The following is a 26,672-nucleotide window of genomic DNA, read 5'->3' as shown; positions in this document are numbered from 1 at the left end:
CTTAATCAAACTTAACATCTTGATTTAAAGATTTAAGTCTTTTTACTAACTTTCGATTTTTCGGTTCCTGTTCCCAATTAACATCATCAACGATTTCTTTTGCAACGGTCTGCGCTGTGCTCAAAATATTAATGTCAGCAACTGGATCTCCAACTTTAAAGGTTGGCATTCCAGACTGATTTTTACCAAGAATGTCCCCAGGACCTCTTAATTCTAAATCTTTTTGTGAAATAAAGAAACCATCAGTTGATGAACACATCACATTCATTCGTTTTCTACCAGTTTCATTTTTAGGATCAGCAATTAAAATACAATAAGCTTGCTGGTCCCCTCGCCCCACACGACCCCGAAGTTGATGTAGTTGAGCCAACCCAAAATGGTCAGCATCATAAATCACAATGGTACTTGCGTTGGAAACGTCAACTCCGACTTCAATTACTGTAGTAGAAACTAGAACTTGTACCTTATTAGTCTTAAAAGCATCCATTACTTTATTTTTGTCTTCATCACTCATTTGACCATGGAGTAAGCCAACCGTGTATTTATCACCAAGTTCTTGCTGAAAGTTTTGGTATGTATCAGTAACGTTTCTCATATCCACTGCTTCAGATTCACCGATAAGGGGGACTACCACGTAAACTTGTTCTCCATGATTTAAGCGCTTTTTGACAAAATTAAGCATTGCATCAATCTGTTGATTCTTAATCCAAGCCGTTTTAATTGGTTTTCTACCACCTGGCAACTCATCAATTACCGAGACATCCATCTCACCATACGCTGTGATCGATAGAGTTCGTGGAATAGGCGTAGCAGTCATTGATAACACGTTCGTCGATTTACCCTTTTCTCTCAGGGCTTTTCTTTGGTTAACTCCAAACCGATGCTGTTCATCAATGACAGCTAATCCTAAATTATGGTATTTAACCTCTTTTTGAAACAATGCATGAGTACCCACCACCAAGTTAATCTCGCCACTTTCAATACGGGGTAAAAGTTCATTTCGAGCCGCTCTAGAAGTATCACCAGTCAGTAGTCCAATGTTAACACTAGTATCCTTAAAAAGCTCAGCAAGTCCGTCAGCATGTTGTTCGGCTAAAATTTCAGTGGGAGCCATTATTACGGCTTGTTCCCCAGAAAGAACCGCAGCATAAATTGCGATAGCCGCTACAACCGTTTTTCCGCTCCCAACATCTCCCTGTAAAAGCCGATTCATCTGATATGGACGCTTTAGATCAGATAAAATTTCTGAAATAACCTTTTTTTGTGCCAGGGTCAATTCGTACGGAAGAGAACTCACAAACGTCTGTAATTTAGCACGATTAATGGTTATCGCAGAATTAGGGGCCTGATTTTTCTGATGTTTTAAAGTTTGCATTCGCATTTGAAACAAGAAAAATTCATCAAACTTTGCGGTTCTACGTGCGAGTGCTGCTGCTCTTTGATTTTTTGGAAAGTGCATGTTAGAAATGACATTTTTTAAATTTTCTAATTTATACTTTTTTAAAACCCAATTGGGGATGAAATCTTCAATTTGACCTTGGTACTGATCATAGGCTTCGGTTACCAATTGGCGAATGGTATTCTGGGTAATCTTATGGTTAGCGGGATAAATTGAACCAAATTTTTCGCCATCACCAGCTTTCAAAATTTTAATTCCGGCCATCGATTTTTTATTTGCATCAAACTTTCCGTAAATCAAAATTTCATCCCCGGCTTCAACCTGTTTCTTTAGCCACGGCTGATTAAAAAAAGACACCGGAATCACATCATTACCAACTAGTAACTTAATAGTTAAACGACTTCTACGTCTTCCAAAAAAATTAACCGTTGGATTTATAGCAACCTTACCCTTCAGAGTGACCACCTGCTGATCAGAAATTTCAGAAAGATCTTTAGTTCGAAAATCTTCATAACGAAATGGAAAGTATGTCAGTAAATCATAAATGGTCACAATCCCCAAATCATTTAGAGCTTCAACTTTTTTGGGACCGACTCCTCTAAGCGTTTCCACATGGTCATCTAACCCACTCATCAAATTCACCTCCTAAAAAGACTGTTAATCCACAAGGACTAGCAGTCTTATTAAGTATCTATCTATATAATATTACCTATTCAACGGAAATAATCAACGGATAAACTGGTTGATCCCCCTCATGAGTCTCAACTTCTAATTCATCGTCCACTGATAAGACAGCATTCGAAACTTTATCAGCATCATCCTGATCAGCGTCTTTTCCAAAAATAATCGTAACGTTTTCGCTATCATCATCTAACATTTTTTTCAGCATCTTAATAGCTGCATCATCTAAAGAAGAACCAAGGACCTGAATGTCTCCATCAATAATTCCCATGTAACTACCCTTTTTAATGTCCATTCCATTAATCTTTGTATCACGAACAGCAGTCGTCACTTGGCCACTTTTAACGGTATCTAAAGAGTCGTCCATCTGGGTCTGGTTTTCTTTAAAAGTATTATCAGGATCAAATGAGAACATCGCGGTTAATCCTTGTGGAATTGTCTTGGTGTGGACAACTTCCATCGGAATGTCTGTGATTCCCTGGGCTTGCTCTGCCGATAGGAAAATATTCTTATTGTTAGGAAGAACGATCGCTTTTTTAGCATTACTGTTATTGACAGCGTCAACAATATCTTGCGTACTAGGGTTCATCGTTTGTCCGCCACTAATGATGTTAGTTACTCCTAAGCTCTTAAAGAGCTTCTCTAAACCTGCTCCCGCAACCACCGCAATAATTGCTAAGTCACGCGGCTTTTTATGCTCTTTTTCTTCCTTTAAATCATCGGTCTTTTGAGCTTTTTCATCGCTTTCCATGATTGATTCTTGTTGCAGTCGCATGTTATCAACTTTAACGGTTGCTAAGTCACCAAATTGTTGTCCCCACGACAAGACCTTGCCAGGATGCTCCGTGTGAACGTGAACGCGAACCACTTCATCATCATTAATAACCAAAAGCGAGTCCCCTAATTTCGCCAGATAGTTATAAAAAGTATCGTAGTCGAATTTCTGGGTAACCTGCTTTCCCTTCCCAATTCGCACCATAATTTGGGTACAATACCCATAAACAATGTCTGCTGGGTTTAATTTACCTTGAGCACTCTTATGATGCTCAACATCAATCATTTCGTTCATTTCTTCAGAATTAGGTTGATGTTCACCTTTGTCTTCAATCTTTCGACCATTTAAAACATCATCAAAAGCTTGAAAAACAAATACCAATCCTTGTCCACCAGAATCCACCACTCCCACTTGCTTTAATACTGGGAGAAGATCTGGAGTTTTTTTAAGAGCTTTCTCAGAAGCATCAAGAATTGAGTCCATTACCTTTATAACATCATCAGTATCTGAAGAAGTATTTTCACCAGCTTTAGCAGCTAGTCTAACTACCGTCAAGATGGTCCCTTCAGTGGGCTTCATGACCGAACTATAAGCAGTCTTAGCTCCAGCGATAATAGCATCTGCAAATTCTTGAGCATCAAGATCCTTTTTACCTTCAACGTTTTTTGCAAAACCACGGAAAATCTGAGACATAATGACACCAGAGTTACCTCGCGCTCCCATTAATAGCCCCTTAGCAAGTGCAGAAGCTTTGCCGCCAATCGTATCATCATTTGATTTATCGACGTAACTTTCCCCACTTGATAATGACAAACTCATGTTCGTTCCAGTGTCTCCGTCTGGAACTGGGAAAACATTTAACGAATTAATAAAATCCGTATTATTATTAAGAACGACCGCGGCGGCTTGAACCATTTGGTCGAACTCTTTAGTAGTAATCTTAGTTAATGACACTATTATCAAATCCTCCTTATACTCAAACCACTAGTCGTTAATAACTTTAACACCCTGAACAATTACGTTTACTGAATCCGCATTAATCCCTAACATTGATTCCAAATTATATTTAACTTTTGACTGAACATTACGAGAAACTTCAGAGATCTTGGTTCCATAACTCACAATGACGTTGACGTCAACTTGAACTTTCTTGTTAACTTCTCTGACAACTACTCCTTTTGAGTAACTATCCTTTCGAAGAATTTCATTCATATTATCTTTAAATTGGTTTTTGCTAGCCATGCCAACAACTCCATAATTATCAGTTGCGGCACCGCCGACTACTGTAGCAATTACATCATTATCAATATCAATTGATCCATATTGAGTGTTTAACTTTACAGCCATCGTTTGCATCCCCCTTATCCTTTCGAGCTCATAACGATATCTAATGTTACCACACCCCATTATAAAACAAAAATATGAATCATGGTGTCAAGGACATTTACTTGAAAGAAACTTTGCATTTATGACGGTATTATGGTAAGTTATTTAGGTAAACTATTGAATATAAAAGAATTCCAAAGTAAGGAGGGATATTATGGCTAAGGATCAAATTAATGGTAAGAGAACTCATTTCGGCAATCGTCGTTCTCACGCTTTAAACTCATCAAGAAGAAGTTGGAAGCCAAACCTACAAAAGGTACGCATCTTAGTTGATGGTAAGCCCAAACGTGTTTGGGTTAGTGCCAGAACTTTAAAATCTGGTAAGATTACCAGAGTATAATCATTATTATTTTAATTAATTAAAAACAGTACAACCATTGAATGGTTGTACTGTTTTTTAGTCTCGACTTTGAATCACCATCAATACTCCTTCATCAAAAACAAACGAAGCACTATCTCCAATAAATTCATTACTTGAATAAGAAGTTGGATACCCCACCCAATAATGATTTAATTGATATCTTTCATCACTGAGCGTTAAATGCATTGGTAACAGCGGACAAAAGTCTAAATATTTCATTCCAGTGATTTTCTTAATATGATACGACCCACTTAGAAAGTATCGGATTACATTTTGACTATCAATGAGTCTCAGCTTTGAAAGATAGGGTTTAATATTTGGCTTTAAGACCATCAAAAAATTGGTCAGCAAGTGATCAAGACGCCCGCCTGAAAAGCCATAAATATCTATCTCATTCTTAGGAAAATACTTGCCAGCGGTCCTGATACCTAATTCAGTATCAGTCTCATCCTTTACCGGATCAACCCGAATAACATGCTTGGCTTTTTGTAATATTATTTTAAATTCCGAATCTGAAACCGAATCGAAGTCACCAACAGCGTATTCAGGAATAATGCCCAATTTGATTAGTCGTAAACTTCCTCGATCAACCCCAATGAAGGGACCCTTTATTTTTTTTGTCTTTAAGTTAGATGGCCATAACTCAATTGGTCCCCCAACAACGACATTTACCTTATTCATAACTAAAAATTAGTAGCGTTCTTAAGAGCCTGAATACGAGCAGCAGGATCTTTTGCATCAAAAACATATGAACCAGCTACAGCGACGTTTGCGCCAGCTTTATAGGCGTCAACCACCGTCTTATTGTTAACACCACCATCAATTTCAATGTCATAGGAATATGAATCATTTTCTTCACGTAATTTATTTAATTCTCTAACCTTACTAATCGTTTCAGGAATAAACTTTTGACCACCAAATCCGGGATTAACAGTCATAACAAGAACTTGATCAACCATGTACAAGACTGGCTTAATCATCTCCACTGGGGTTCCCGGATTAATTACGACTTCAGCTTTAACGTTTTTATCTTTAATCATTTGAAGAGCACGATGAATATGGGAAGTTGATTCAACATGAACCCCAATAATATCTGCGTTAGCATCAGCAAAAGTATCAATATATCTTTCAGGATTCTCAATCATTAAATGACAGTCAAGTGTTAATCCAGTAATGGGGCGAATCTCTTTGACCCAGCCTGGACCATAGGCAATCGCTGGAACAAACATCCCATCCATAACATCGATATGTAGTAATTCCGCACCACCCTTATCGACCTTTTCAATGTCTTTTTGTAGGTTTACGTAATCCGCACTTAAAATTGAAGGAGCAACTTTAATCATGTTTAATTTCCTCTTTTCTTATTATAAATTGGCTTTTGTGCTTTTAATAAATGATATTCTTGCAGATAATCATCATACCTGCTCGATAGAATTGTACCACTTTCAACCCCAGCTTTCACGGCACAACCAGGTTCATTAACATGCAGACATTCACGAAACTTACAGTTGGGTGAAGCACGTACAAATTCCGGAAAATAATTTTTTAATTCATTTGACTTAATTTCCAAAGTATCAAAAGAAGAGAAGCCTGGTGTGTCAGCAATCAAGCCGCCATTTACCGTTAGTAAAGACACCTTCCTAGTGGTATGCTTCCCTCGACTTAAAGACTTAGATACGACTCCAGTTTTAAGCTTTAACTTAGGGTCAATTTCGTTAAGCAGTGTTGATTTTCCTGACCCAGTCTGACCCATTACGATTGATTGTTTGTGAGGAAGTAACTTCGAAACATCACTCACTGCATTTACATCATCTTTTTTATCAGGCAACACAACTTCATAACCAATTTTCCTATAATCATCCGCAACCGTTTTAAAAAAATCAACCTGCGCTTTTGACGTTAACAAGTCAGTCTTACTAAGATAAATAATTGGGATAATCTTCTGCTTTTCGAGGGCCACAAGTTGCTTATCTAATAGTGAGAAAGAAAAAGCAGGTTCAATGGCTGAATTAACTACAATTGCTTGATCAGTATTAGCAACTGGTGGTCTAACTAATTGATTAAACCTTGGTAAAACCCTTAAAATGTATCCCTCGTTCACATTAGTTTCATCAAACTCAACCAGGTCGCCAACGATGGGTTTAATATTTCTTTTTCTAAAGTTCCCTCGTGCTCTCGTCCGGTACATTTTTTCATCGGACTCAACGTCATAGAACCCACTCAAAGATTGATAAATCTTGCCTTTTCTCACATTAATCTCCTATTGAATCCTCTGAAAGCCCGCGATAAAGAAGCCATCAGAATCATAGTCGTCTGGATAAATTTTTAAAGCATCTGTATCACGATTTGGCTTTAGGTCTTTTCTTGTCTTGACCCAAACCGGTTTAAAGTTTTGGTGCTGATCTAAAAACCTGCTGATATTCTCACTATTTTCTTGATTCATGATGGTACATGTACTAAATACCAACTGTCCGCCCACTTTGAGTGTTGGTGCCACAGCATTCAAAATTTCAGTTTGAATCTTTACAAGATGTAAAACGTCATCAAGTGTCTTATCGTATCTAATCTCTGGTTTACGCCTCATCAATCCAAGTCCCGAACAGGGAGCATCAACCAGGATTTTATCAAAAGTACTTTCACCAAATAATTCAGAAACATTACGAGCGTCAATGGCATGAACTTCAATATTATCTTTCACACCCATTCGGGCTGCATTTTGCTCAATTTTGGTTAATTTTTTGAGGTGCAGATCTAAAGCCTCAACCTTACCAGTAGTCAAATATTCAGCAATTTGCGTGGTTTTACCACCAGGAGCCGCACAAGCATCTAGTACATAGTCATCATTTCTAATGTCCATGGATTGAACTGGCAACATGGCACTTTCGTCCTGAATCGTAAACAAACCCTCTTTAAACAGAGGACTACCACTAGCACTTTTACCAGATAAGATAAGCGCATGATCAGCTACTTCACTACTCTTAACCTCATATCCCTCTTGGAAAAATTTCTTCTTTAAATCATCATCAGAAATCTTACGATGGCTCACCCGGACTGATTGCTTAGCTGGCTGATTAATACTTTTAAGTATATCAACCGTCTTATCCATACCAAGTTGCTCATTAAGTTGCTTTACAATCCACAGCGGAACACTATAAAAGATTGAGTCGTAAGTGGCAGTGTCTTTAATTTTATCAATTGGAGGCAATCCATTTCGTTGGATGTAGTGAAGGACTCCGGTAACAAGTCGTCTAATACCATCATGCCCACGCTTTTTGGCAATCTTAATTGATTCATCAAAAATCGCACGATCTGGTATTTTGTCTAAATACTGCATTTGATAAATTGCCGTATACAGTAATTCTTTGACCCAACCATCAAGTTTGTCAGATCTTTTTACTAAATGGTCAACATAATAAGCTAACGTTAACCGGTGCTGAATCACACCATAAACGATATTAGTATACAGGGAAATATCTTTGAGACTCATCGTGCTAGAATCGATCACATTGTTGATTTGAAGATTAGAATATGCACCGCCATGAACACGCTCTAGTGTTCTTACGGCTAAGTATCGTGGATTACTTGAGTTATTTTCTGTCAATAAATTGATCTCCAATTTCTAATTTCTGGTTGCCGTTCAAATATTCGGTAATTGATTTTTTTGGCTTCCCAGACGGTTGAATTTCTTCAATTCCCAAAACCGTTCCGTTCCCAGCAGCAATTTTTAAATGGTGTTTATCTTTACTAACCACCTTACCAGGATCTAAATCAGTCTGCTCATCAATAACCGTTGTTTCCCAAATCTTATTTGGTTTCCCATTCACCATTGCAAATGCGGTCGGATCGGGTCTTAACGCTCTGACTTTTGCATCAACCAAACTAGCAGGTTGAGAAAAATCTAGCTCTTCTTGTTCTCGCTTAATGTTTGGCGAAAACACAACTTGTTCTTCATCCTGTTTTTGGGGATGTGCAGTTCCATTAATAACTTCTTTTAAAGTCTTTAAGAGAAGGTCACGTCCCACTAAACTCAACTTTTTAAACATACTATCAGTATCGTCGATGTTTTCAATCTTAACAGGTTGTTGAGCTAAAACGTCACCAGCATCCATCTTTTTGACCATGTACATAATCGAAATTCCAGTTTCTTTATCTCCGTTCATAATGGCATATTGAACCGGAGCCCCACCACGATATTTCGGCAGTAAAGATCCATGAACATTGATATCCGCAATTTGCGCTGCTTCAAGCAATTTAGTCGGCAAAAATTGGCCAAATGCAGCAGTAATAATAAAATCTGGCTTCATTTGAATGATTTCTTCCATTTCGGGACTTCCACCTAATTTTTGCGGTTGTAGTACCGGTAACCCCAAATCTTGACTAGCTTTCTTAACCGGTGATTCTTCAATTTGATGTTTTCGCCCCACCGGTCGATCTGGCTGGGTTACCACTGCCAACACTTTGTAGTTCTGATCTAAAGCTTTTAGGATTGGAACACTAAATTCAGGCGTTCCCATAAATACAATTGATTTCATAATAATTCACCTACATAAAACTGACTGGTTCTGGATCAATCCCGATCCGTAAACCCTTTCTAACTTCTTTTTGTGATATTTGTAAAATATGCTTTAAGCTTTCATTGAGTTTTAAGTCACGTTTGTACTTAATAATGATTTGGAAATAATAACGTTTTTTCATTCGAGCAATCGGCCTAGGGGTTGGCCCCAAAATAATGGTAGTTTGATCAAGCGACTTTTTAAGATAATTAGCAACCTCATAAGATTCATTAGCCGCCTGCCTCTCATTTAGTGAACTAATTGAAACTTTAATGGTAAAGAAGTATGGAGAATAATCAGCTAAATGTCTTAATTGCATTTCTTTTTGATAAAATGCTTCATAATCCTGGTCTTTAGCCAATTGAATCACATAATTATCTGGATTATAGGTCTGAATAATGACTTCTCCATCCTTATCAGCTCGTCCAGCTCGTCCGGAAACTTGAGTTAATAAATCAAACGTTCGTTCACTAGAACGAAAATCAGGTAAATCCAATCCGGTATCAGCATTTAATACCCCCACCAAAGTTACATTCGGAAAATCCAGTCCCTTAGCAATCATCTGCGTTCCTAGTAAAACATCAGCATGATGTTCACCAAATTCACGAAGTAACTTCTCATGAGAACCCTTTTTCCGGGTTGTATCGACATCCATTCTGATTACTCGCGCTTTTGAAACGAGTTCATGTAATTGTCGCTCTACCTTTTCAGTTCCAGTACCAAAGTAACGAATATTTTTACTGTGACAGTTGGGACAATACTTAGGAATTGGTTCCTCAAATCCGCAGTAGTGACACTTCATCGTATGAGAATCCATGTGAAGCGTCAAAGAAATATCACAGTTGGGACACTTTAAAACATAGCCACAATCTCGACACATCAGAAAAGACGAGAATCCCCGACGATTAAGCATTAACACTACTTGTTCGTGCTTTTCAATTCTTTGCTTAATCGCACTAAGTAATTGGTGCGAAAAGATTCCATCATGAGTCTCTTCTTCTCTGGTCATGTCAACAACTGAAACTTCTGGTAAACGCCTTTGATTAATGCGATCGGGAAGGCATAAAAATTTATAAACTCCCTTTCCGGCACGAGCCCTTGACTCAAGCGAAGGTGTTGCACTCCCAAGTACGACCGGACAATGATGATAATTGCCACGCCAAATGGCAACATCCCGCGTGTGGTAACGTGGATTATCATCCTGCTTGTAACTTGTATCGTGTTCCTCATCAAGAATAATAAGCCCAATATCAGAAAGAGGAGCAAAAACTGCTGATCTTGCCCCTACTACTACCTTTGCCTTTCCATTATTAATTCTACGCCACTCATCATACTTTTCCCCAGTTGACAAACCACTATGAATTACAGCAACTTGATTACCAAACCGATTTTTAACTCGATTAACCATCTGGGGGGTTAAAGAAATCTCTGGAACTAACATCAACGCCGTCTCACCTAAATCCAGAGCCTTTTGGATGGATTGAAGATAAACCTCAGTCTTACCTGATCCAGTTACTCCTTCAAGTAGATAGGTTTCATTTCGATGGGCTTCAATGGAACGATCAATTTCACGAACAGCATGTGCTTGATCAACGGTTAACTTTTTTGGTTGATCAATTGTAATGTCATGTTTGTACGGATCACGATACTTCTCAACCTGAACTTTTTTTATCCAATTCTTCTTTTCAAAACTGCTAATCGCTGAATTGGATATTTTAAGATCATTAACGAGGTGGGTCTGAATAATTGGTTGATCAGTATGGTTCTCTAAGACAGAAAGTAAGTTTAATTGAGAAGTGGCATTCTTACGAAGTTGTTTTTTTGCCTGACCAAAATCACTTAATTGATTTAAAATGGCCGTTTCCGTTTTCTTTTTGGCTTCATTTTGAACTTTGTAAATCACTTGGATTTTATTGTTCTTACGTAACTTAGCAAGTTTCCCCATCTCCGTACTATTAAAATGCTCCGTGTCAAACGGAACCATACTCTGGTCTTTAAACTTATCATTAAGCTCTTGATCGGCAAGATTTCCAGTTGCTTTTACATAGGTTGTATATCTTGCCTTCATCGCATTAGGAAGCATGGTCAAAAGACAACTAATTCGAAAAGAATAAGTTGTATCAGCCAACCACTTAGAAAGTTCAATCATTTCGTCGTTCAACACTGGGCTCAAATCCATGGTACTATCAATCTTTTTGAGTTGATTAAGCTGGTCCGGTTTCTCATCTGTAATATCAACGACAAAACCTTCAACTTTTCTGTTTCCATTCCCAAATGGAACAATGACCCTCATGCCTCGTTTCAGTTGATCTTCTAATCCAGTAGGAATTAAGTATGAATAGGGTACATTTGTTTGCATGGTCGGAACATCAACAATCACTTTTGCAATTTTCAAATTACCCCTTCTTTCCATTCTTGCATATTACAGATTAGCTATAAAAGGTCAACAACGACATTTAACACTTCACTAGCAACTTTTAATTTAGACTCAACTTCTGTCTTTTTGACCAAACCATCCTTTGAGATGATTGAAACCTGATTATCATCACTATTAAAACCAATTAATGAATTGGAAACATCATTTAATACCACTAGGTCTAATTTCTTTTTCATCAACTTTTGCTTAGCATTTTTAAGAGGATCATTGGTCTCGGCCGCAAAACCGACCACCACCTGATTAGGGTTCTTCTGTTGTGCCACTTTTGCAACAATATCATCGTTCTTAATTAGATGGAGATCTAAAGAATCATGGTCTTGATCCTTCTTTATTTTTTGTTTTTCCGCATGAGCAGGTTTAAAATCACTAACTGCAGCAGCCATAATCAAAACCTGATTATCTGAAAATAAGCGTTGTACCTGGTGCTCCAGTTGATCAGCAGAACTAACTTTGATAACTTTCACACCATCTGGAATCTGGCACTGACTGTTGGCACTTACAAGTGTCACTTTAGCCCCCATTTCTTTAGCAACCTCAGCAATTGCATATCCCATCTTTCCTGATGAATTATTTGATAAGTACCTAACCGGATCAATTGGTTCTCTAGTACCACCAGCAGTTACTAGTATATTAACCCCAGAAAGAGGTTGGTCATCATGATCACTTAATTGACTAACCACAAACTGATAAATTTCTTCTGGTTCAGCAAGTCGACCTAGAGCTGAATATCCTTCGGCTAGTGGACCAACTTGTGGCTCAATAAATTCGATACCATCATCTTTTAATCTTTGAAGATTTCTTTGGGTAGCTGGATTTTTTAGCATGACATCATTCATTGCTGGCGCAAAATACTTGGGGCACTCCATGGCTAACATAGTCGTACTTGCAAAATCATCCGCAATCCCATTTGCTGTTTTAGAAATAAAATCAGCGGTAGCAGGGGCAACAATTGCCAAATCGGCCCATTTAGCTAGCCCAATATGATTAATCGTTGTTGAGTCATCAAAATAACTTTGATCATCATAGACATCATTCTTCGATAAAACTTGAAAAGTTAATTTCGAGACAAATCGTTTGGCAAACGGTGTCATTACAACTTTGACACTAGCACCATTCTTTTTTAAAAGTCTCAATAAATAAACTGCCTTATAAGCAGCAACGCTACCAGATACAAATAAGACAATTTGCTTCCCGTTTAACAAAATTATACCCTCCAAAGTATTTCTTATTAATTATACTACACATCCCTTATTATTCATTTAATAAAAAAAGACCCTGTGATGAGATTCATCACAAAAGTCCTTTCTTACTTACTTTTTGGAGCGATGGTTAACACGCCGGCAGCAATTTCTTCCAACGCCATTCCAACTGATTTTACTGACTTATAATGGGAAAGCAGTGGTTTCGCACCTTGATCAAGTTCTTCAGCTCTTTTGCTTGCTAACATAACGAGCGAATATCTTGAATCAACGTGTTGCAATAAATCTTCAAGTGGTGGATAAATAAACATTAAACTTCATCTCCTAATTTATTAAGATAATTTGGCATAACACGGTTTACCTTTAAACGTTCACTTTTAACAATTGTTTTAATTCGGTCTACCGCATTTGAAACCTTATCATTCACAACTGCATAATCATAGTTTTGCATCATTCGGATTTCCTTAGAAGCTTTTTCAATTCGTTTGTTGATAACTTCAATATCATCAGTCCCACGGCCAACCAAACGATCCCTAAGTGAATCAATGTCAGGTGGAGTTAGGAAAATAAAAACTCCATCGGGGCAGTTGGCACGCACCTGCATGGCACCATTAACTTCAATTTCCAGAAAAACATCTCTTCCTGAATCTAATGTCTCGTTTACGTATTGTAACGGGGTGCCATAATAATTGTCAACATACTTAGCATACTCCAGCATCTTACCATTTTTAATATTCTGTTCAAATTGATCCTTTGAAACAAAGTAATAATCAACCCCGTTAACTTCTCCCTCACGGGGTTTTCTGGTAGTCATCGAGATTGAATACTTGAAATCGACATCAGGCTCATTAAAAAGGGCTTTTCTAACCGTTCCCTTCCCCACTCCACTTGGACCAGAAAGAACAATTAACATTCCTCTTTCACTCACTTAAACCGCTCCTTTTTCGTAACTTCTTTATATATATTATGCAATTTATAAATCAATTAATCAATAAGAGATAAAATGAATGCTATTTAATTTTTTGTCTTTTTTGTTGATTGGCCAAGTTTAAAAGTTCAGAAGCGTGTTCCATGGTTAACTTAGTAACTGTGGTTCCTGCTAACATTCTAGCAAGTTCCTTAACTCGTTGCTCACCTGATAAGGGTTGAACCGAAGTTTCCGTTCGATTATTAGAATCAACATGCTTCGAGATGAAATCATGATTATCAGCCATGGCGGCAACCTGTGGCAGATGGGTGATACACAAAACCTGGGATTTCTTACCAATTGCACTAATTTTATCTGCAATTGCTTGAGCCACTCTTCCCGAAACACCCGTATCTACCTCGTCAAACACGATTGAAGTTACTCCTTGGACGCGGGAAAAGATCGTTTTAAGAGCTAACATAATTCGAGAAAGTTCACCACCTGAGGCAATTTTGGATAACGGTGCCATGTCCTCACCCGGATTCGTTCGGATGTAAAACTCAACTTCTTCAATTCCATTTCGATTAAAAGTATCTTTAGGTAAATTGGAAAAACGAACTTCGAACTGCGTTTTATCCATGTACAAATCAGCTAATTGTTGATGAATTTCAGCAGTTAACTTTTCGGCTTGCTGATGTCTAATATCACTTAACTTTTTCCCAAGTTTATTTAATTCTTTGACGGAAGCATTGAAGCGTTCTTCTAAATTATTGCCACTCTTTTCATCCGTCTCCATATCAGTTAATTCACCAGAGATTTTATCGTAATACTTTAAAATCTGTTTAATCGAATCACCGTATTTTCGTTTTAACTCAAAAATAGTATTTAAGCGTTGCTCAACTTCGTTCAATCTGTCAGGGTCAAACTCCAAATTATCCATCTGATTACTAATCTCTCCAGAAGCATCTTGCAGCGTATAATAAGCATTTTTAACATTCTCAGAAATTGACTTAAACTCATCATCTAACCGTTCTAAATCTTCAAGAGCATTCATGGCATCCCCGATCATATCAATCGGACTAATACTTTCATCACCATTAATATCATTAAAACTTCTTCCTAGACTATCGCTAATGGCTTGAAAATTATTTAAACGATCCCTTTCGGCTATCAGATCTTCTTCTTCGCCATCCGTTAAATCAGCCGTTTCAATTTCATTTACCTGGTACTTAAGCATATCAATGCGTTGAGCCCATTCTTTTTCATTTTTATTTTTATTATTTAATTCTTTCTTTAATTTAAGGTATTTTTCATATTGTTCCTGATAAAGCTTAAGCGTAGGTTTGAGGCTGTCGCCAGCAAATTCATCAAGTAACCCAATGTGCTTATCAGGTTGCATCAGCGCTTGATGTTCATTTTGTCCATAAATATCAACCAAAGTTTCGCCAACTTTTTTTAGTGTATTTGTATTCACCAATATGCCATTGATGCGACATACGTTGCGGCCATTACGATATAATTCACGCTGTAAAATTACCGTATCATCATCATGTTCGATCCCAAATTTATCCAACACATGAGCAGTAAGACCATCTTTAGGAATGGCAAACATTCCCTGTAAAATTGATTTGTTCGCACCCTTTCTAATAAAGTGAGACGATCCCCTACCACCAGCAAGTAGACCAACGGCATCAATAATAATCGACTTTCCTGCACCAGTTTCTCCTGACAGAACTGTCATCCCTGAGTAAAAATTAACTCCCAATTGATCAATAATCGCAAAGTCTTTGATTGAAATTTCCTGTAACAACTTCTCACCTTCTTAATTATTTAAACTTTTATAAGCCCGATCCATGACATCTTCAACTGCAACATCGTTTCCTACTTCAGGGTCATCAGATGACTTTAGATGAATCAAGAATTCGATATTCCCTTCACCACCCTTGATGGGAGAAAAATCAAGTCCTAAAACAGAAAAACCAGCCTCAGTCGCAAACTGAATGACGTTAGTAATCACCTGTTTATGCACGTTTTTGTCCCTTACAATGCCATGCTTACCAACGTTTCCACGACCAGCCTCAAACTGGGGTTTTATTAATGCCACTACTTCCCCATTTTTAACTAAAATTGATTTTAAGGGCTTTAAAATTAATTTAAGAGAAATAAAAGAAACGTCAATTGAGGCGAAACTAGGTTCTCCACAAGTAAAATCTTCTGGTTTACTGTACCTAAAATTAGTATTCTCCATTACAACAACACGAGGGTCGTTTCTAAGCTTCCAAACTAATTGGTTTGTCCCAACATCTAAGGCGTAACTCAATTTAGCTCCATTTTGTAACATTACATCCGTAAATCCACCGGTGGAGGATCCGATGTCCAAAACGATTCTATCACGAACACTAACATTAAAACTTTTGAGTGCTTTTGCTAATTTTAATCCACCCCGACTGACAAAGGGAAGTGCATTTCCCTTTAAATGCAGCTTGGTTTCAACTGGAATCTTCACCCCAGGCTTATCCATGCGTTGTTCATTTTTTCCAAGTACTTCACCAGCCATGACGGCTCTTTTTGCCCTTTCGCGTGTGTCAAACAATCCTTGCTTGACAAGTAAGACATCAACCCGCTCTTTATCCTTTGCCATTATAACCTCACTTTTTCACCACAAAATAAGATAAAAATGAATCTAACAAATCGGGTGAAAATTCATCCGGCAACTTACTTAATGCCTCTTGACTTTTACTAACAGTCTCATCTAATTTTTGAATTGCTCCATTAATTCCCAACAAATTTACATACGTATTTTTATCAACATCATCCTGATTTTCAAGGTTAGGAGCATCTTTAATATCATCAAATATTTGAAATGCTAGCCCAAAATTCCAAGCAAACGCAGATAAACATTTCCGACTTGCTTGATCAGCATCAGCAATGGTCGCTCCTGCTATAACACAATAATGAAACAGCTCACCGGTTTTGTTTCTATGTAAATGCATTAATTCATCCAGATTCAAATGTTGGTTATCTGAACTAACATCTACAGTTTGACCAGCTACCATTCCGTCTGGACCAGCAGCATGGGACAATAAATGAATCAATTGAACTTTTTTTACAGCTGACAAATCAGCTCTTGAAAGCCAGTTAAACGCTAACGTCAACAATCCGTCTCCAGCTAAAGTTGCAATATCAGCGCCAAATTTTTTGTGATTGGAGAGTTGACCACGACGATAATCATCATTGTCCATGGCTGGTAGATCATCATGAATTAAAGAATAGGTATGAACTAACTCAACCGCAGAACTGGTTTTAATGGTGGACTCGTCAACTTCGTAATTCAAAGTTTTTAGGGTGGCTAACGTCAATAATGGTCGTAATCGTTTTCCACCAGCCATCAAAGAATATTTCATGGCATCTACAATTAATTTTATCGAGCTCGACTTATCAATGTTTGTTTCTAAAGTTTGATCGATTTTCGGAATATATTTATCTTTAAATTCTGAAAGAGTTTGTTTATTGGGTGTCATCACTGTCTCCACCTTGTTGATCACGATCAAATGGGATTTCATTATCACTGTCATCCATCATTTTAGTAAGCGTTTTTTGTGCATTTGAAAGTGTCTTTTGCATTTCGTTACTTAACTCAACTCCATCTTTAAATTCTGAAAGGGCTTTTTCTAAAGGTACGTCCCCCTGTTCAAGTTGATTAACAATTTCTTCTAATTTATCCATATTTTCTTCAAAAGTTGGTTTTTTATCTGCCATTATTTACTGTCTCCTTTAAGTCCAACATGATCAACGGTTGCACTAGCACTTCCATCACTGAACTGAATACGAATGTGTTCATCCTTTTTTAAATCCTTAGCCGACTTAACTAATTTCTCATGATCATTTGTAACCATCCCATATCCAGAACTCATTAAACGTAGTGGGCTGAGATGGTCGAGTGCACTGACGTTTGAATTTAACTGATTCCGTTTTGTTTTCAAAATCACTTGAACGGACTTTTTCATCGATTCAAGATAATAATTAACCTGTTTTTGGTTTGCATTGATGCTATGAACCGGTGAGTTTAATTTTAGTTGTTCTAAATAAGCTTGAAGTTGATTATGGTAATGATTTAGTAAATCTTTCATGTTAGTACCCAGTTTGGTATTTAAAGTATCTAATTGCTGGACATAGGATTCATAAAGACGTTCGGGCTGGTTAAAAACGTAAGAATTCATTACTTTATCGTATTGTGACCTCGAACGGGCCAAAATGTTATCCATGGCATTATAAATCCTAGTCTGTTTAGTCTTTAAATCAAGAATTACATCACTAAGCACAGGAACTGCCAACTCCGCAGCTGCGGTCGGGGTTGCTGCCCGTTTGTCAGAAACTAAATCAGCAATCGTTGTATCAGTTTCATGTCCAACTGATGAAATCACTGGAATTTTACTATTATAAATAGCTCTTGCGACAATTTCTTCATTAAATGGCCATAAATCTTCAATAGAACCACCACCACGACCAATAATAAGAGTATCGAAGCCGCCAATTTCGTTGACTCGGTTAATTTGATGAGCGATCTCACTCGCTGCATTCTCACCCTGAACAGCTGCTGGAAACAAAACAATTTGAGCAATCGGAAATCTCCGTCTAACGGTAGTGATGATGTCCTTAATAACTGCACCACTTTGAGACGTGACTACAGCAATTCTCTTAGGATACATTGGAAGAGGTTTTTTATGAATTTCCTCAAACAAGCCCTCTTTGGCAAGTTTATTTTTTAACTGTTCGTAGGCTTCATAAAGTTGACCTACTCCATCCGGTTCCATGTGATCAATATAAAACTGATACATTCCGGTTTTTTCATACACGGAAACATGTCCAGTAACAAGGACTTTCATTCCCTCCTCTGGCATGAATTTAACCTTAGAGAAGGCCGATTTAAACATCGTAACGTTAATTTTTGAGTTGTCATCCTTTAAACTAAAATATTGATGAGTTGGTCGCAAGCGAAAGTTGGAGATTTCACCGGTAAGGTAAACTCGTCCTAGGTATGGGTCAACGTCAAATTTCTTTTTGATATACTGCGTCAAAGCTGATACAGTTAAATATTTACTTGCCACTCTTTTTGCTCCATTCACACATATCAACCGTTTGTTGCATCAAGGTTGCGATTGTCATTGGTCCTACGCCACCCGGCACCGGAGTGATATATTCGATATTGTCACTTTTTGATTTGTATTCGACGTCGCCAGCCAATTTACCATTCTCATCCATATTTTGACCAACATCAATAACAACGGCACCTGGTTTAAAATCATCATCATTTAATATGGCATACTTGCCGACCGCTGAAATAACTACATCAGCTTGCTTCGTGTACTTTGAAACATCATCAGTGTGACTATGAACGTCAATCACAGTTGCATCGGCGTTAAGCATCAAAGCTAACATTGGCTTTCCAACAATTGAACTACGGCCAACAATCACAACGTTTTTACCATCTAAGTCAATATGGTACTCCGATAGTAAAATCATAATGCCTTTCGGAGTACATGCAACCGGGTAATTCTCCTTAAGATTAAGAAATAACTTGCCGACATTAACGGGATGAAAACCATCCACATCTTTTGTAGGATCAATTGCCTCAATCACTTTGTCTTCGTTAATATGATCAGGAAGCGGCGATTGAACTAAGATTCCGTTGATTTCAGGGTTCTCATTCAAACTTCTCACAATTTGGATCAATTCGTCTTGCGTGGTTGATTCAGGTAAAGCTTTCTTAACGGAATAGATGCCTAACTCTGTTGCCTTTTTTTCTTTGCTTCGAACATATCTTTGACTTGCCTGGTCATTTCCAACGATTACTACCGCTAATCCTGGAGTAATTCCAGCTTGTTTTAGTTTAAAAACTCGCTTTTTTGTTTTTAAGTTCAGGTCTCTTGCAACCTTTCTGCCATCAATTATGCTAACCACGAAAACATCTCCCGATACATTATTATTAGTACAATTTTAGCATATTATTTTTGTTCTAGCTAAATGTAAAAAAATAAGAACCCATCACGGGTTCTTATTTTTCAATCGCACTATCTAAAACGCCATTAATAAAGTTTCGTGACTTATCATCACAAAACTTTTTAGCTAATTCTAAAGCTTCATTAATGGCAACTTTATTTGGCGTTGCTTCTTCATACTTAATTTCATACAGCGCAATTCTTAAGATAATCAGGTCAGCTTTACTAATTCGATCAATCGACCATTTATTCGCTAAGTGATCCGTGATGATCTTATCAAGTTCACTTTTATGCTCTCTTACCCCATTAACAATTTCCAAGTAATATTCTGGTGCCTTTACATCTTCATTTGTAAGATAATCAAAAAATTCACTTGGTTCAACAGCATCATTACTTTCCATCGCAAATAGGGTTTGAAAAGCTAACTCTCTAATTTGATGTCGACTTATTTTCACTTTTTATCCTCATTATCGAATAATTTATCAGTATCAACTTTACCAGTACTCTTTGGAGGAATCATTCCTTCAACGTGAACATTTACGGAACCGATACGAAGGTCAGTCATAAACAACAACTGTTGTTTTACTTGGTTTTGAATCTCTAAAGCAACTTTAGGAACCGAAACCCCGTAATTTAGGTATACAAAAATATCAACATTCAATTTGCCATTTTCAATTGCTAATCTGATACCCTTACCGCGCTCTTTTCTTCCAAATAATTCGTTAACACTGGAAGAAAAACTGCCACGCATCCGGTTAACACCTTCAACTTGCACGGCCGCAATTCCAGCAATGACCTCAATCACACGAGGTGCAATTTTAATCGACCCTAGGTCTGATTTCTTATTGTCGAGTGTAATGAAACTTTCGTCTGCTGCCATAATATAACCCCCAATTGGCTAAACAATCAGATCCTTCTGACCATTATGCCCGAGAAATGTAAGTACCGTCATCAGTATTGATCACTAACTTATCACCCTTATTTACAAAGAATGGAACTTGAAGCGTTAAACCAGTGGTCATAGTAGCAGGTTTTGATCCACCAGAAGCAGTATCACCCTTAATTCCAGGTTCAGTATCCGCTACTTCAAGTGTGACCGTCTTAGGCACTTCAACTCCCAGAGTTTCACCGCCATACTGAATAACTTGAACTTCCATATTCTCTTGTAAGTAGTTCATTTCTTCTTTAACTTGCTCTCTTGGAATCGTTAGTTGTTCATAATTATCCATGTCCATAAAGACAAGGCCACTACCATCATCGTAGAGGTATTGCATCTTTTTGGTTTCAATGTTAGCTTTTTCAACTTTAGCACTAGCTCTGAAAGTCTTTTCCTGAACGGCTCCCGTCCTTAAATTCTTTAACTTAGTACGAACAAATGCTCCACCCTTACCGGGCTTTACGTGTTGAAAACTAACAATCTTCCAGATGTTATTGTCAGCTTGAATGGTCATACCATTTTTTACTTTTACAATTGAAATTGACATTTTCATGCCTCCCACATATTTATGTTCCTATCATATCAATATCGATCAAGTAAAAGCAAGTTACGATATTGATAAAAAAAGAGACCCCTGCATTAACGCTAGGCCTCTTTGGATTTACTTAGTTGCTACTTCTGCTTCAGGGTAAACAGAAACTTGACGTTTGTCACGACCTAAACGTTCGAAACGAACAATCCCATCAACTAAAGCAAATAATGTGTCATCTCCACCACGTTTAACGTTCTTACCTGGATAGATATGAGTTCCACGTTGACGGTATAAAATTGTACCAGTTGTTACTGATGAGCCATCAGCAGCTTTAGTCCCTAAACGACGTCCAGCTGAGTCACGACCGTTAGATGATGAACCACCGGTTTTATGGTGAGAGAAAAATTGTAGATTCATTTTTAACATGCGTTTACACCTCCAAATTAAAAGTGTTATTTTACTTCAACGTAATTCGAATACTGTTTTGAAATATCCATAAGTCCATTCATAAAGCTTTTAAGTAACGTTTGGACCTTAACATCATTCAAATGTTCAACCGGAATCTTAACTTGGAGATATCCTCCATTTTTTTCATCCTGTTCTACATATGGATCAATGTCACAAACGGTAATTAACCCGTTCACAGAAGAAATTGCTAACGCTGATACTGCTGCACAGACGATATCATGCCCATACTCACCAGAATCAGCGTGGCCAGTCACTTTAAATCCAGTTATTAAATTATGATTTAAATCAAATGTAGCTTTAATCATATGGCTTAAGCGTTAATCTTGTTGATAGTAACCTTAGTATAAGGTTGTCTATGACCCTTCTTTGATTGAGCACCCTTTTTAGGTTTATATCTAAAGATACGGATCTTCTTACCCTTACCTTGCTTATCAACTTTTCCTTCGACTGAAGCACCATCAACTAATGGTGAACCAACCTTAGGAGTCTTGCCACTAACAAAGACAACATCATCAAAAGTAACCTTGTCACCTTCGTTAGCATCAAGTTTTTCAACAAAGATGGCTTCACCTTCAGAAACCTTGTATTGCTTGCCACCTGTTTCAATAATTGCGTACATGTAGTGCACCTCCTTATAATTTGCTTAGACTCGCCAGTATTAAGTGCCCAATGGGCCTTAAAACTCAAACTGAGCGGTTGTAGCTGTGGAAGTCCACAATTACAACATCATAAGTATATAAAAATTAATGTTATAAGTCAAATGAAAAAGGGACACACCAGATATCAAGCGTGTGCCCCTTTTTCGAGATGTCGCAGGAGCGATTCGAACGCTCGACCTACGGTTTAGAAGACCGTTGCTCTATCCAGCTGAGCTACTGCGACATAAACTCAAACAACAAGAATAATTATATTGAATATCGAACTATAAGTCAATGGTTTTTAGTACATTGCTTGATTTAATGATCATTTAAAACCAGCTTTAAATCATCTTGCAGTAGACTGTTAAATCTATCGGTGATTGTATCTGAACTAAAGCCTAAATCAACAAGGCCGAACTTTAAGAATAAAGTCCAAGCGTGCTTATATCCAATCTTGCTTTTCTCATAATAACTTTTTAGTAACATATTCAGCATTGATAAATATAAAGAATTAAGGTCATCAGTCTTTTTCATTCCTAATAACTTATTTAACATCTCGTCATCTACAGTAATCACATCCACCCAACTTTGTAGGTTAGCAATTAGCAAAAAATCCCTGAGAGTCCTAATGTAACTTTCGAGCTGGTTGTCACGATTGTTCTCGGAACTAGTGATGTCTGTTTGAAGCATCCCAGAATTTTTAGCCAATTCAGAAAAGTGAATGTCTAACGAAACGTAAGAACTTGAAACATGAGTTCCGGGTTTCCAGATTGTTTGATTTTTAGCATCTAATTGCCGATATAAGTTGACTGTATCAGAAACCATTTTGTTAATATCCATCATTATTTTGCCACTCCTTAATTTGCTGTTCAATTTGAGTAATTTCTTCAGGATGTTGAATTAAATCATACCAAGTAACATCCATCTTGTTCCTAAACCACGTTAGTTGTCTCTTAGCGTAGTGTCTTGAGTCTTGCTTAACATCTTCTACTACTTGATCCAAACTTTCGTTACCCTTGAAATATGGGATGAATTCGCGATACCCAATTCCCTTACTAGCAGGAATTTTACTCCCCCCATTTTCAAAAAGCCATTTATTTTCTTTAATTAACCCGTTTTCCATCATCTGGTCTACTCGTTGATTAATCCGCTGGTATAGGACATCACGACGCGTATTAAGTCCCACAATCAATTCATCATACTGCTGTCCCTGATTATTCTGCTTGGAAATTGGCTTTCCACTAACAAGGTATACTTCGAGAGCCCGTAAAATGCGTCGTGTGTTTTGCACAGGTGTCTTTGATGCCGTTACAGGATCAACCTGATTTAATTTATCCCACATTTTCATTGGACCAAATTCGTTAAGTTCATTAATCAATGTTGCTCTAATTTCAGGATCATTCTTACTTCCTAAATTTAATCCCCTTAAGAGTGAATTAAGATAAAATCCAGTGCCACCAACAATAATTGGAAGATGCCCTCGATTCGTAATTTCCTTAATTAATTTTTCAGCAGCTTCAACAAAATCAACCACCGAATATTGTTCGTCAACATCAATGATGTTTATTAAATAATGAGGAATTCCCTGTTGCTCCGTTCGAGAAATCTTGGCAGTACCAATATCTAGATGACGGTAAACCTGCATTGAGTCGCCAGAAATAATTTCTCCATTAAACTGTTTTGCAATTTTAATTGATAAGTCCGTTTTTCCAACAGCCGTTGGACCAACAATCGCTAATAATTTGTTCATAAATTCACCTAATTAATGATGTTCTATACTGGATATATTAGCGCAAATAACGCATAATGGACAAGTAGATAATAAAAAAGGAGGCAATGACTATGAGTAAATTTACACAAGGATTTACTACAGGAGTTGCAGCATGTATTGGAATCGCTGCAGGAGTTTGGCTTTCATTCAAGAAAACGGTGGTTCAACCAATGGAGGAACAAGAGTCCAAAATTAATGAAAACCGTAAAAGAGCAAACAGAAAAAGTCATTCAGCTCATTTAAGTTAATTATTAATAATAAAAAGAGAACTCGATCGAGTTCTCTTTTTATTTAACCCTTTTTAATTTTGCCATCCCATCGCTGGTAACCCTCGTTAAGAATTGAAATATTTTTAAAACCCTTTTTGTGAAGGAATTTGGCAGCTTTCATACTCAAAGTCTTATTCTGATCGTACAAATAAACTGGTAGATCTGGTCTCAGTTCTTGATAAAAACTTCGAAAAGTTGAATATGGCATGTTTCTTGAACCAAGAATATGACCATCATTAAAAGCTTTACTTTCACGTAAGTCAATAACTTGCGATTTGCGAATCCCACTTTGAAATTCATCTTCATTTAAAAACTTACAATAACGTTTGGCCATTAAAATAGTAAATTCATGGTATAACCACCAAATTAACAGAACCACTCCTAGAGTGATCAGAAAATAAAGAACTGAAACTATCACACTACTCAATTAAAATCTCTCCAATACTTTTATCTAAATTGTAATGCTAACGAAGCTGCACCAATTACCCCAGCATCATTACCCAACTGAGCTAATTTAACTTTAGTTGAATCTCTAATTGATGGAAAGGCATTTTCCTGGAAATATCTAGTAGTTGGTTGAAGCAAAGTGTTTCCAGCATTCGAAACTCCACCACCGATAATGATACTTGCTGGGTTCAAAGTATTCCCAATATCAGATAAGGCTAATCCAAGGTAAAAACAAATCTTATCCACAACCTGATTAGCAAAAATGTCGCCATTATCTGCTAGGTAAAAAACCATTTTTGAAGTGATTTTTTCATCAGTATTTTCGAGATCCTTTAACCGTGAATGTCCCTTAAAATCTTTAGACATATCCTTAGCTACGTGAACAATTCCAGTTGCTGAAGCGTACTGTTCTAAGCAACCCCTTTTGCCACAGGTACAAAGGTAACCATTTGGTTGAACAGCAATGTGTCCAACTTCACCTGCTCCACCATTAACACCATGAAGGAGTTTACCGTTAGCAATTACTCCACCACCAACTCCAGTTCCTAACGTAACAAAGACTACGTCGTCTTCAGTACTACCTGCACCCTTCCAGTATTCACCTAAGGAAGCCACATTGGCATCATTGTCTAATTGAAATGGTAATCCAACCCCATTCTGAATCAATTCTCGAACTGGTTGTTCATCCTTCCAGTTAAGGTTAAAAGCTTCGGAAACTGTCCCCTTTTCACGGTTTACAGTTCCTGGTGTTCCCATTCCAATTCCAACAAAATCATTAATGGTTTTGTCAGAATCCTCGATATGTTTGTTGATTGACTTAACAATGTTCTCAACGATGTGAGCGCCCTTATCACTAGTATCAGTGAGTACTCTCCATTTATCAAGAACCTCACCATTTTCGTCCAAAAAAGCCATTTTAGTAGTGGTACCACCTAAGTCAATCCCAATCAAATTCTTTGCCATTCTATAGACCTCCCGTCTCATTTTTAGATTTTAAGTTTTTTTCTTCAATCCTGTGTTCACGTGTTAATACTAGTTTTGCGGATGTAAACTCTCGATCACTAACTACATGAGCATCATGAAGATGGTCGAGTTCTAAGGCCATTACTTCAATATCCCAAAGTCGTTTACCGACATATACATATATTCCAAATTTTTTTAACAGTTGTTGAACATCATATAGAGTTGTCATTTTAATCATCATCCTAAATTAACTATGTACAACGTGTCAACGAACAGAACCTAAATAGTACATTATTATTATACCAATAATTAAAGCGGTTGCATAAAATAATCTCATAATTTTATCTAAATTGATATTGTGCTTTAATCCTACAACAAAACTAATCAGGTAACCACCAATGAATCCGCCAATATGACCAAAAATATCAATACCAGGCGTAAAGATATCAAATACAAGGTTAATTACTACAAAAAGAATAAACGTCTTTGCAGTACTTCTGACAAATGAATCACCACGATACTGAAAAGCAATCATCAAAAAGGCACCGAATAATCCAAAAATAGCGGTACTGGATCCTGCTGAAATTCCGCTTCCAAACGCGAAGCTCATTAAATTTCCACAAAATCCTGCAACCATAAAAATGACAAAATATCTTAAATGACCAACGATTGGTTCAATTAATTTCCCCAAATAGTATAAGGTGATTCCATTAATTAAAATATGTTGAAAACCAATATGAACAAAAATGGGAGTAATTAGGCGCCACCACTGACCATCTTTTACTAAGGGGTTATATTGCGCACCAAACTTTAGTAGATTAACGGTGTTCTCTGAGCCACCACTTAAAGTCATCATTAAGTATACAACTACCATGATGAACAGTAATAAGTACGTTACCCAGGGATAATTATTGACTCTTTTAAGTTTTTGTTTGATCATCTTAAATCCT

The 26,672-nt window shown here is 37.3% G+C and carries 32 protein-coding genes, 1 tRNA gene and 1 other annotated feature; of the genes, 2 read left to right on the top strand and 31 right to left on the bottom strand.

What is annotated here, in order from left to right:
- Position 1: 1 nt before the first annotated feature.
- From recG to AC6UDC_RS03525, 3 genes are all read right to left on the bottom strand, one after another.
- Positions 2–2,032 carry an ATP-dependent DNA helicase RecG gene (gene recG / locus AC6UDC_RS03535; RefSeq protein WP_500707116.1) on the bottom strand — a complete coding sequence of 677 codons (2,031 nt, stop codon included), beginning with the start codon at positions 2,030–2,032 and terminating at the stop codon, positions 2–4.
- A 76-nt stretch (positions 2,033–2,108) separates the two neighbouring features.
- Positions 2,109–3,809: a DAK2 domain-containing protein gene (locus tag AC6UDC_RS03530; protein ID WP_500707117.1), complete on the bottom strand. Its 1,701-nt coding sequence runs from the start codon at positions 3,807–3,809 to the stop codon at positions 2,109–2,111.
- 30 nt (positions 3,810–3,839) lie between these two features.
- Positions 3,840–4,202, bottom strand: a complete 363-nt coding sequence (locus AC6UDC_RS03525) for an Asp23/Gls24 family envelope stress response protein (protein WP_010021513.1) — start codon at positions 4,200–4,202, stop codon at positions 3,840–3,842.
- 193 nt (positions 4,203–4,395) lie between these two features.
- Here AC6UDC_RS03525 and rpmB point away from each other — a divergent pair, with 193 nt between their 5' ends.
- Complete coding sequence (rpmB, locus tag AC6UDC_RS03520; protein ID WP_500693710.1) at positions 4,396–4,581, top strand: 50S ribosomal protein L28; 186 nt, start codon at positions 4,396–4,398, stop codon at positions 4,579–4,581.
- A gap of 57 nt (positions 4,582–4,638) precedes the next feature.
- Here rpmB and AC6UDC_RS03515 read toward each other — a convergent pair whose 3' ends face one another.
- From AC6UDC_RS03515 to miaA, 24 genes are all read right to left on the bottom strand, one after another.
- Positions 4,639–5,283 (bottom strand): thiamine diphosphokinase, encoded by a 645-nt coding sequence (locus AC6UDC_RS03515; protein WP_500707119.1) that lies wholly within the window; start codon positions 5,281–5,283, stop codon positions 4,639–4,641.
- Between the two features lie 2 nt (positions 5,284–5,285).
- Complete coding sequence (gene rpe, locus AC6UDC_RS03510; protein ID WP_500707120.1) at positions 5,286–5,945, bottom strand: ribulose-phosphate 3-epimerase; 660 nt, start codon at positions 5,943–5,945, stop codon at positions 5,286–5,288.
- 2 nt (positions 5,946–5,947) lie between these two features.
- Positions 5,948–6,853, bottom strand: coding sequence for a ribosome small subunit-dependent GTPase A (gene rsgA / locus AC6UDC_RS03505; protein ID WP_500707121.1), 906 nt, complete (start codon positions 6,851–6,853; stop codon positions 5,948–5,950).
- 9 nt (positions 6,854–6,862) lie between these two features.
- Positions 6,863–8,203 (bottom strand): 16S rRNA (cytosine(967)-C(5))-methyltransferase RsmB, encoded by a 1,341-nt coding sequence (gene rsmB / locus AC6UDC_RS03500; protein WP_500707122.1) that lies wholly within the window; start codon positions 8,201–8,203, stop codon positions 6,863–6,865.
- Positions 8,190–9,134 carry a methionyl-tRNA formyltransferase gene (gene fmt / locus AC6UDC_RS03495; RefSeq protein WP_500707123.1) on the bottom strand — a complete coding sequence of 315 codons (945 nt, stop codon included), beginning with the start codon at positions 9,132–9,134 and terminating at the stop codon, positions 8,190–8,192. Before fmt ends, rsmB begins: the two co-directional genes overlap by 14 nt.
- Positions 9,135–9,144: 10 nt before the next feature.
- Positions 9,145–11,568 carry a primosomal protein N' gene (gene priA, locus AC6UDC_RS03490; protein ID WP_500721340.1) on the bottom strand — a complete coding sequence of 808 codons (2,424 nt, stop codon included), beginning with the start codon at positions 11,566–11,568 and terminating at the stop codon, positions 9,145–9,147.
- Between the two features lie 20 nt (positions 11,569–11,588).
- The gene (gene coaBC / locus AC6UDC_RS03485) at positions 11,589–12,794 is read right to left on the bottom strand and encodes a bifunctional phosphopantothenoylcysteine decarboxylase/phosphopantothenate--cysteine ligase CoaBC (RefSeq protein ID WP_500693703.1); all 1,206 of its coding nucleotides are present in this window, start codon (positions 12,792–12,794) and stop codon (positions 11,589–11,591) included.
- Between the two features lie 104 nt (positions 12,795–12,898).
- Positions 12,899–13,102, bottom strand: coding sequence for a DNA-directed RNA polymerase subunit omega (gene rpoZ, locus AC6UDC_RS03480; RefSeq protein ID WP_500693702.1), 204 nt, complete (start codon positions 13,100–13,102; stop codon positions 12,899–12,901).
- Positions 13,102–13,719, bottom strand: coding sequence for a guanylate kinase (gmk, locus tag AC6UDC_RS03475; protein ID WP_500693701.1), 618 nt, complete (start codon positions 13,717–13,719; stop codon positions 13,102–13,104). Before gmk ends, rpoZ begins: the two co-directional genes overlap by 1 nt.
- Positions 13,720–13,801: 82 nt before the next feature.
- On the bottom strand, positions 13,802–15,508 hold the full coding sequence (recN, locus tag AC6UDC_RS03470; protein ID WP_500721337.1) for a DNA repair protein RecN: 1,707 nt from the start codon (positions 15,506–15,508) through the stop codon (positions 13,802–13,804).
- Between the two features lie 12 nt (positions 15,509–15,520).
- Positions 15,521–16,339, bottom strand: coding sequence for a TlyA family RNA methyltransferase (locus tag AC6UDC_RS03465; RefSeq protein ID WP_500707126.1), 819 nt, complete (start codon positions 16,337–16,339; stop codon positions 15,521–15,523).
- Positions 16,340–16,346: 7 nt separating this feature from the next.
- Complete coding sequence (locus tag AC6UDC_RS03460; protein ID WP_500721332.1) at positions 16,347–17,219, bottom strand: polyprenyl synthetase family protein; 873 nt, start codon at positions 17,217–17,219, stop codon at positions 16,347–16,349.
- Positions 17,206–17,457, bottom strand: coding sequence for an exodeoxyribonuclease VII small subunit (locus tag AC6UDC_RS03455; RefSeq protein ID WP_500693697.1), 252 nt, complete (start codon positions 17,455–17,457; stop codon positions 17,206–17,208). Before AC6UDC_RS03455 ends, AC6UDC_RS03460 begins: the two co-directional genes overlap by 14 nt.
- Positions 17,457–18,806 carry an exodeoxyribonuclease VII large subunit gene (xseA, locus tag AC6UDC_RS03450; protein ID WP_500706561.1) on the bottom strand — a complete coding sequence of 450 codons (1,350 nt, stop codon included), beginning with the start codon at positions 18,804–18,806 and terminating at the stop codon, positions 17,457–17,459. The genes AC6UDC_RS03455 and xseA overlap by 1 nt, the downstream gene beginning before the upstream one ends.
- Positions 18,796–19,659 (bottom strand): bifunctional 5,10-methylenetetrahydrofolate dehydrogenase/5,10-methenyltetrahydrofolate cyclohydrolase, encoded by an 864-nt coding sequence (locus tag AC6UDC_RS03445; protein WP_500707127.1) that lies wholly within the window; start codon positions 19,657–19,659, stop codon positions 18,796–18,798. The genes xseA and AC6UDC_RS03445 overlap by 11 nt, the downstream gene beginning before the upstream one ends.
- Before the next feature lie 94 nt (positions 19,660–19,753).
- Entirely contained in the window at positions 19,754–20,152 is a 399-nt protein-coding gene (gene nusB / locus AC6UDC_RS03440) for a transcription antitermination factor NusB (RefSeq protein ID WP_500699511.1), read from the bottom strand.
- Positions 20,149–20,577 (bottom strand): Asp23/Gls24 family envelope stress response protein, encoded by a 429-nt coding sequence (locus tag AC6UDC_RS03435; RefSeq protein ID WP_500693693.1) that lies wholly within the window; start codon positions 20,575–20,577, stop codon positions 20,149–20,151. The genes nusB and AC6UDC_RS03435 overlap by 4 nt, the downstream gene beginning before the upstream one ends.
- Before the next feature lie 43 nt (positions 20,578–20,620).
- Positions 20,621–21,181, bottom strand: a complete 561-nt coding sequence (gene efp / locus AC6UDC_RS03430; protein ID WP_039143941.1) for an elongation factor P — start codon at positions 21,179–21,181, stop codon at positions 20,621–20,623.
- A gap of 114 nt (positions 21,182–21,295) precedes the next feature.
- Positions 21,296–21,592, bottom strand: coding sequence for a 50S ribosomal protein L27 (gene rpmA / locus AC6UDC_RS03425; protein ID WP_010021538.1), 297 nt, complete (start codon positions 21,590–21,592; stop codon positions 21,296–21,298).
- Positions 21,593–21,618: 26 nt separating this feature from the next.
- Positions 21,619–21,939: a ribosomal-processing cysteine protease Prp gene (locus AC6UDC_RS03420; protein ID WP_500693692.1), complete on the bottom strand. Its 321-nt coding sequence runs from the start codon at positions 21,937–21,939 to the stop codon at positions 21,619–21,621.
- 5 nt (positions 21,940–21,944) lie between these two features.
- The gene (gene rplU, locus AC6UDC_RS03415) at positions 21,945–22,253 is read right to left on the bottom strand and encodes a 50S ribosomal protein L21 (protein ID WP_500693691.1); all 309 of its coding nucleotides are present in this window, start codon (positions 22,251–22,253) and stop codon (positions 21,945–21,947) included.
- Positions 22,254–22,269: 16 nt separating this feature from the next.
- Positions 22,270–22,342, bottom strand: a sequence feature (ribosomal protein L21 leader region).
- Between the two features lie 100 nt (positions 22,343–22,442).
- A tRNA-Arg gene (locus tag AC6UDC_RS03410) sits at positions 22,443–22,516 on the bottom strand.
- A gap of 74 nt (positions 22,517–22,590) precedes the next feature.
- Positions 22,591–23,115, bottom strand: coding sequence for a hypothetical protein (locus tag AC6UDC_RS03405; protein WP_500707128.1), 525 nt, complete (start codon positions 23,113–23,115; stop codon positions 22,591–22,593).
- Complete coding sequence (gene miaA, locus AC6UDC_RS03400) at positions 23,102–24,022, bottom strand: tRNA (adenosine(37)-N6)-dimethylallyltransferase MiaA (protein ID WP_500707129.1); 921 nt, start codon at positions 24,020–24,022, stop codon at positions 23,102–23,104. The genes AC6UDC_RS03405 and miaA overlap by 14 nt, the downstream gene beginning before the upstream one ends.
- A gap of 92 nt (positions 24,023–24,114) precedes the next feature.
- On the opposite strand from miaA, the gene AC6UDC_RS03395 reads away from it, so the two are divergent.
- A complete protein-coding gene (locus tag AC6UDC_RS03395; RefSeq protein ID WP_500693688.1) occupies positions 24,115–24,291 on the top strand; it encodes a DUF3042 family protein in 177 nt (58 codons plus the stop codon).
- A gap of 43 nt (positions 24,292–24,334) precedes the next feature.
- Here AC6UDC_RS03395 and AC6UDC_RS03390 read toward each other — a convergent pair whose 3' ends face one another.
- From AC6UDC_RS03390 to AC6UDC_RS03375, 4 genes are read right to left on the bottom strand one after another with little or no spacing between them, the layout of a single operon-like run.
- A complete protein-coding gene (locus AC6UDC_RS03390) occupies positions 24,335–24,739 on the bottom strand; it encodes a rhodanese-like domain-containing protein (RefSeq protein ID WP_500696736.1) in 405 nt (134 codons plus the stop codon).
- A gap of 20 nt (positions 24,740–24,759) precedes the next feature.
- A complete protein-coding gene (locus AC6UDC_RS03385) occupies positions 24,760–25,722 on the bottom strand; it encodes an ROK family glucokinase (protein ID WP_500693686.1) in 963 nt (320 codons plus the stop codon).
- 1 nt (position 25,723) lies between these two features.
- Positions 25,724–25,951 carry a YqgQ family protein gene (locus AC6UDC_RS03380; RefSeq protein ID WP_010021549.1) on the bottom strand — a complete coding sequence of 76 codons (228 nt, stop codon included), beginning with the start codon at positions 25,949–25,951 and terminating at the stop codon, positions 25,724–25,726.
- A gap of 36 nt (positions 25,952–25,987) precedes the next feature.
- Positions 25,988–26,662, bottom strand: coding sequence for a rhomboid family intramembrane serine protease (locus AC6UDC_RS03375; protein WP_500693685.1), 675 nt, complete (start codon positions 26,660–26,662; stop codon positions 25,988–25,990).
- Positions 26,663–26,672: the final 10 nt, after the last annotated feature.

The sequence above is a fragment of the Fructilactobacillus sp. X7R7C1 genome (assembly GCF_059901065.1).
This window is presented reverse-complemented; position numbering and strand designations above follow the sequence as displayed.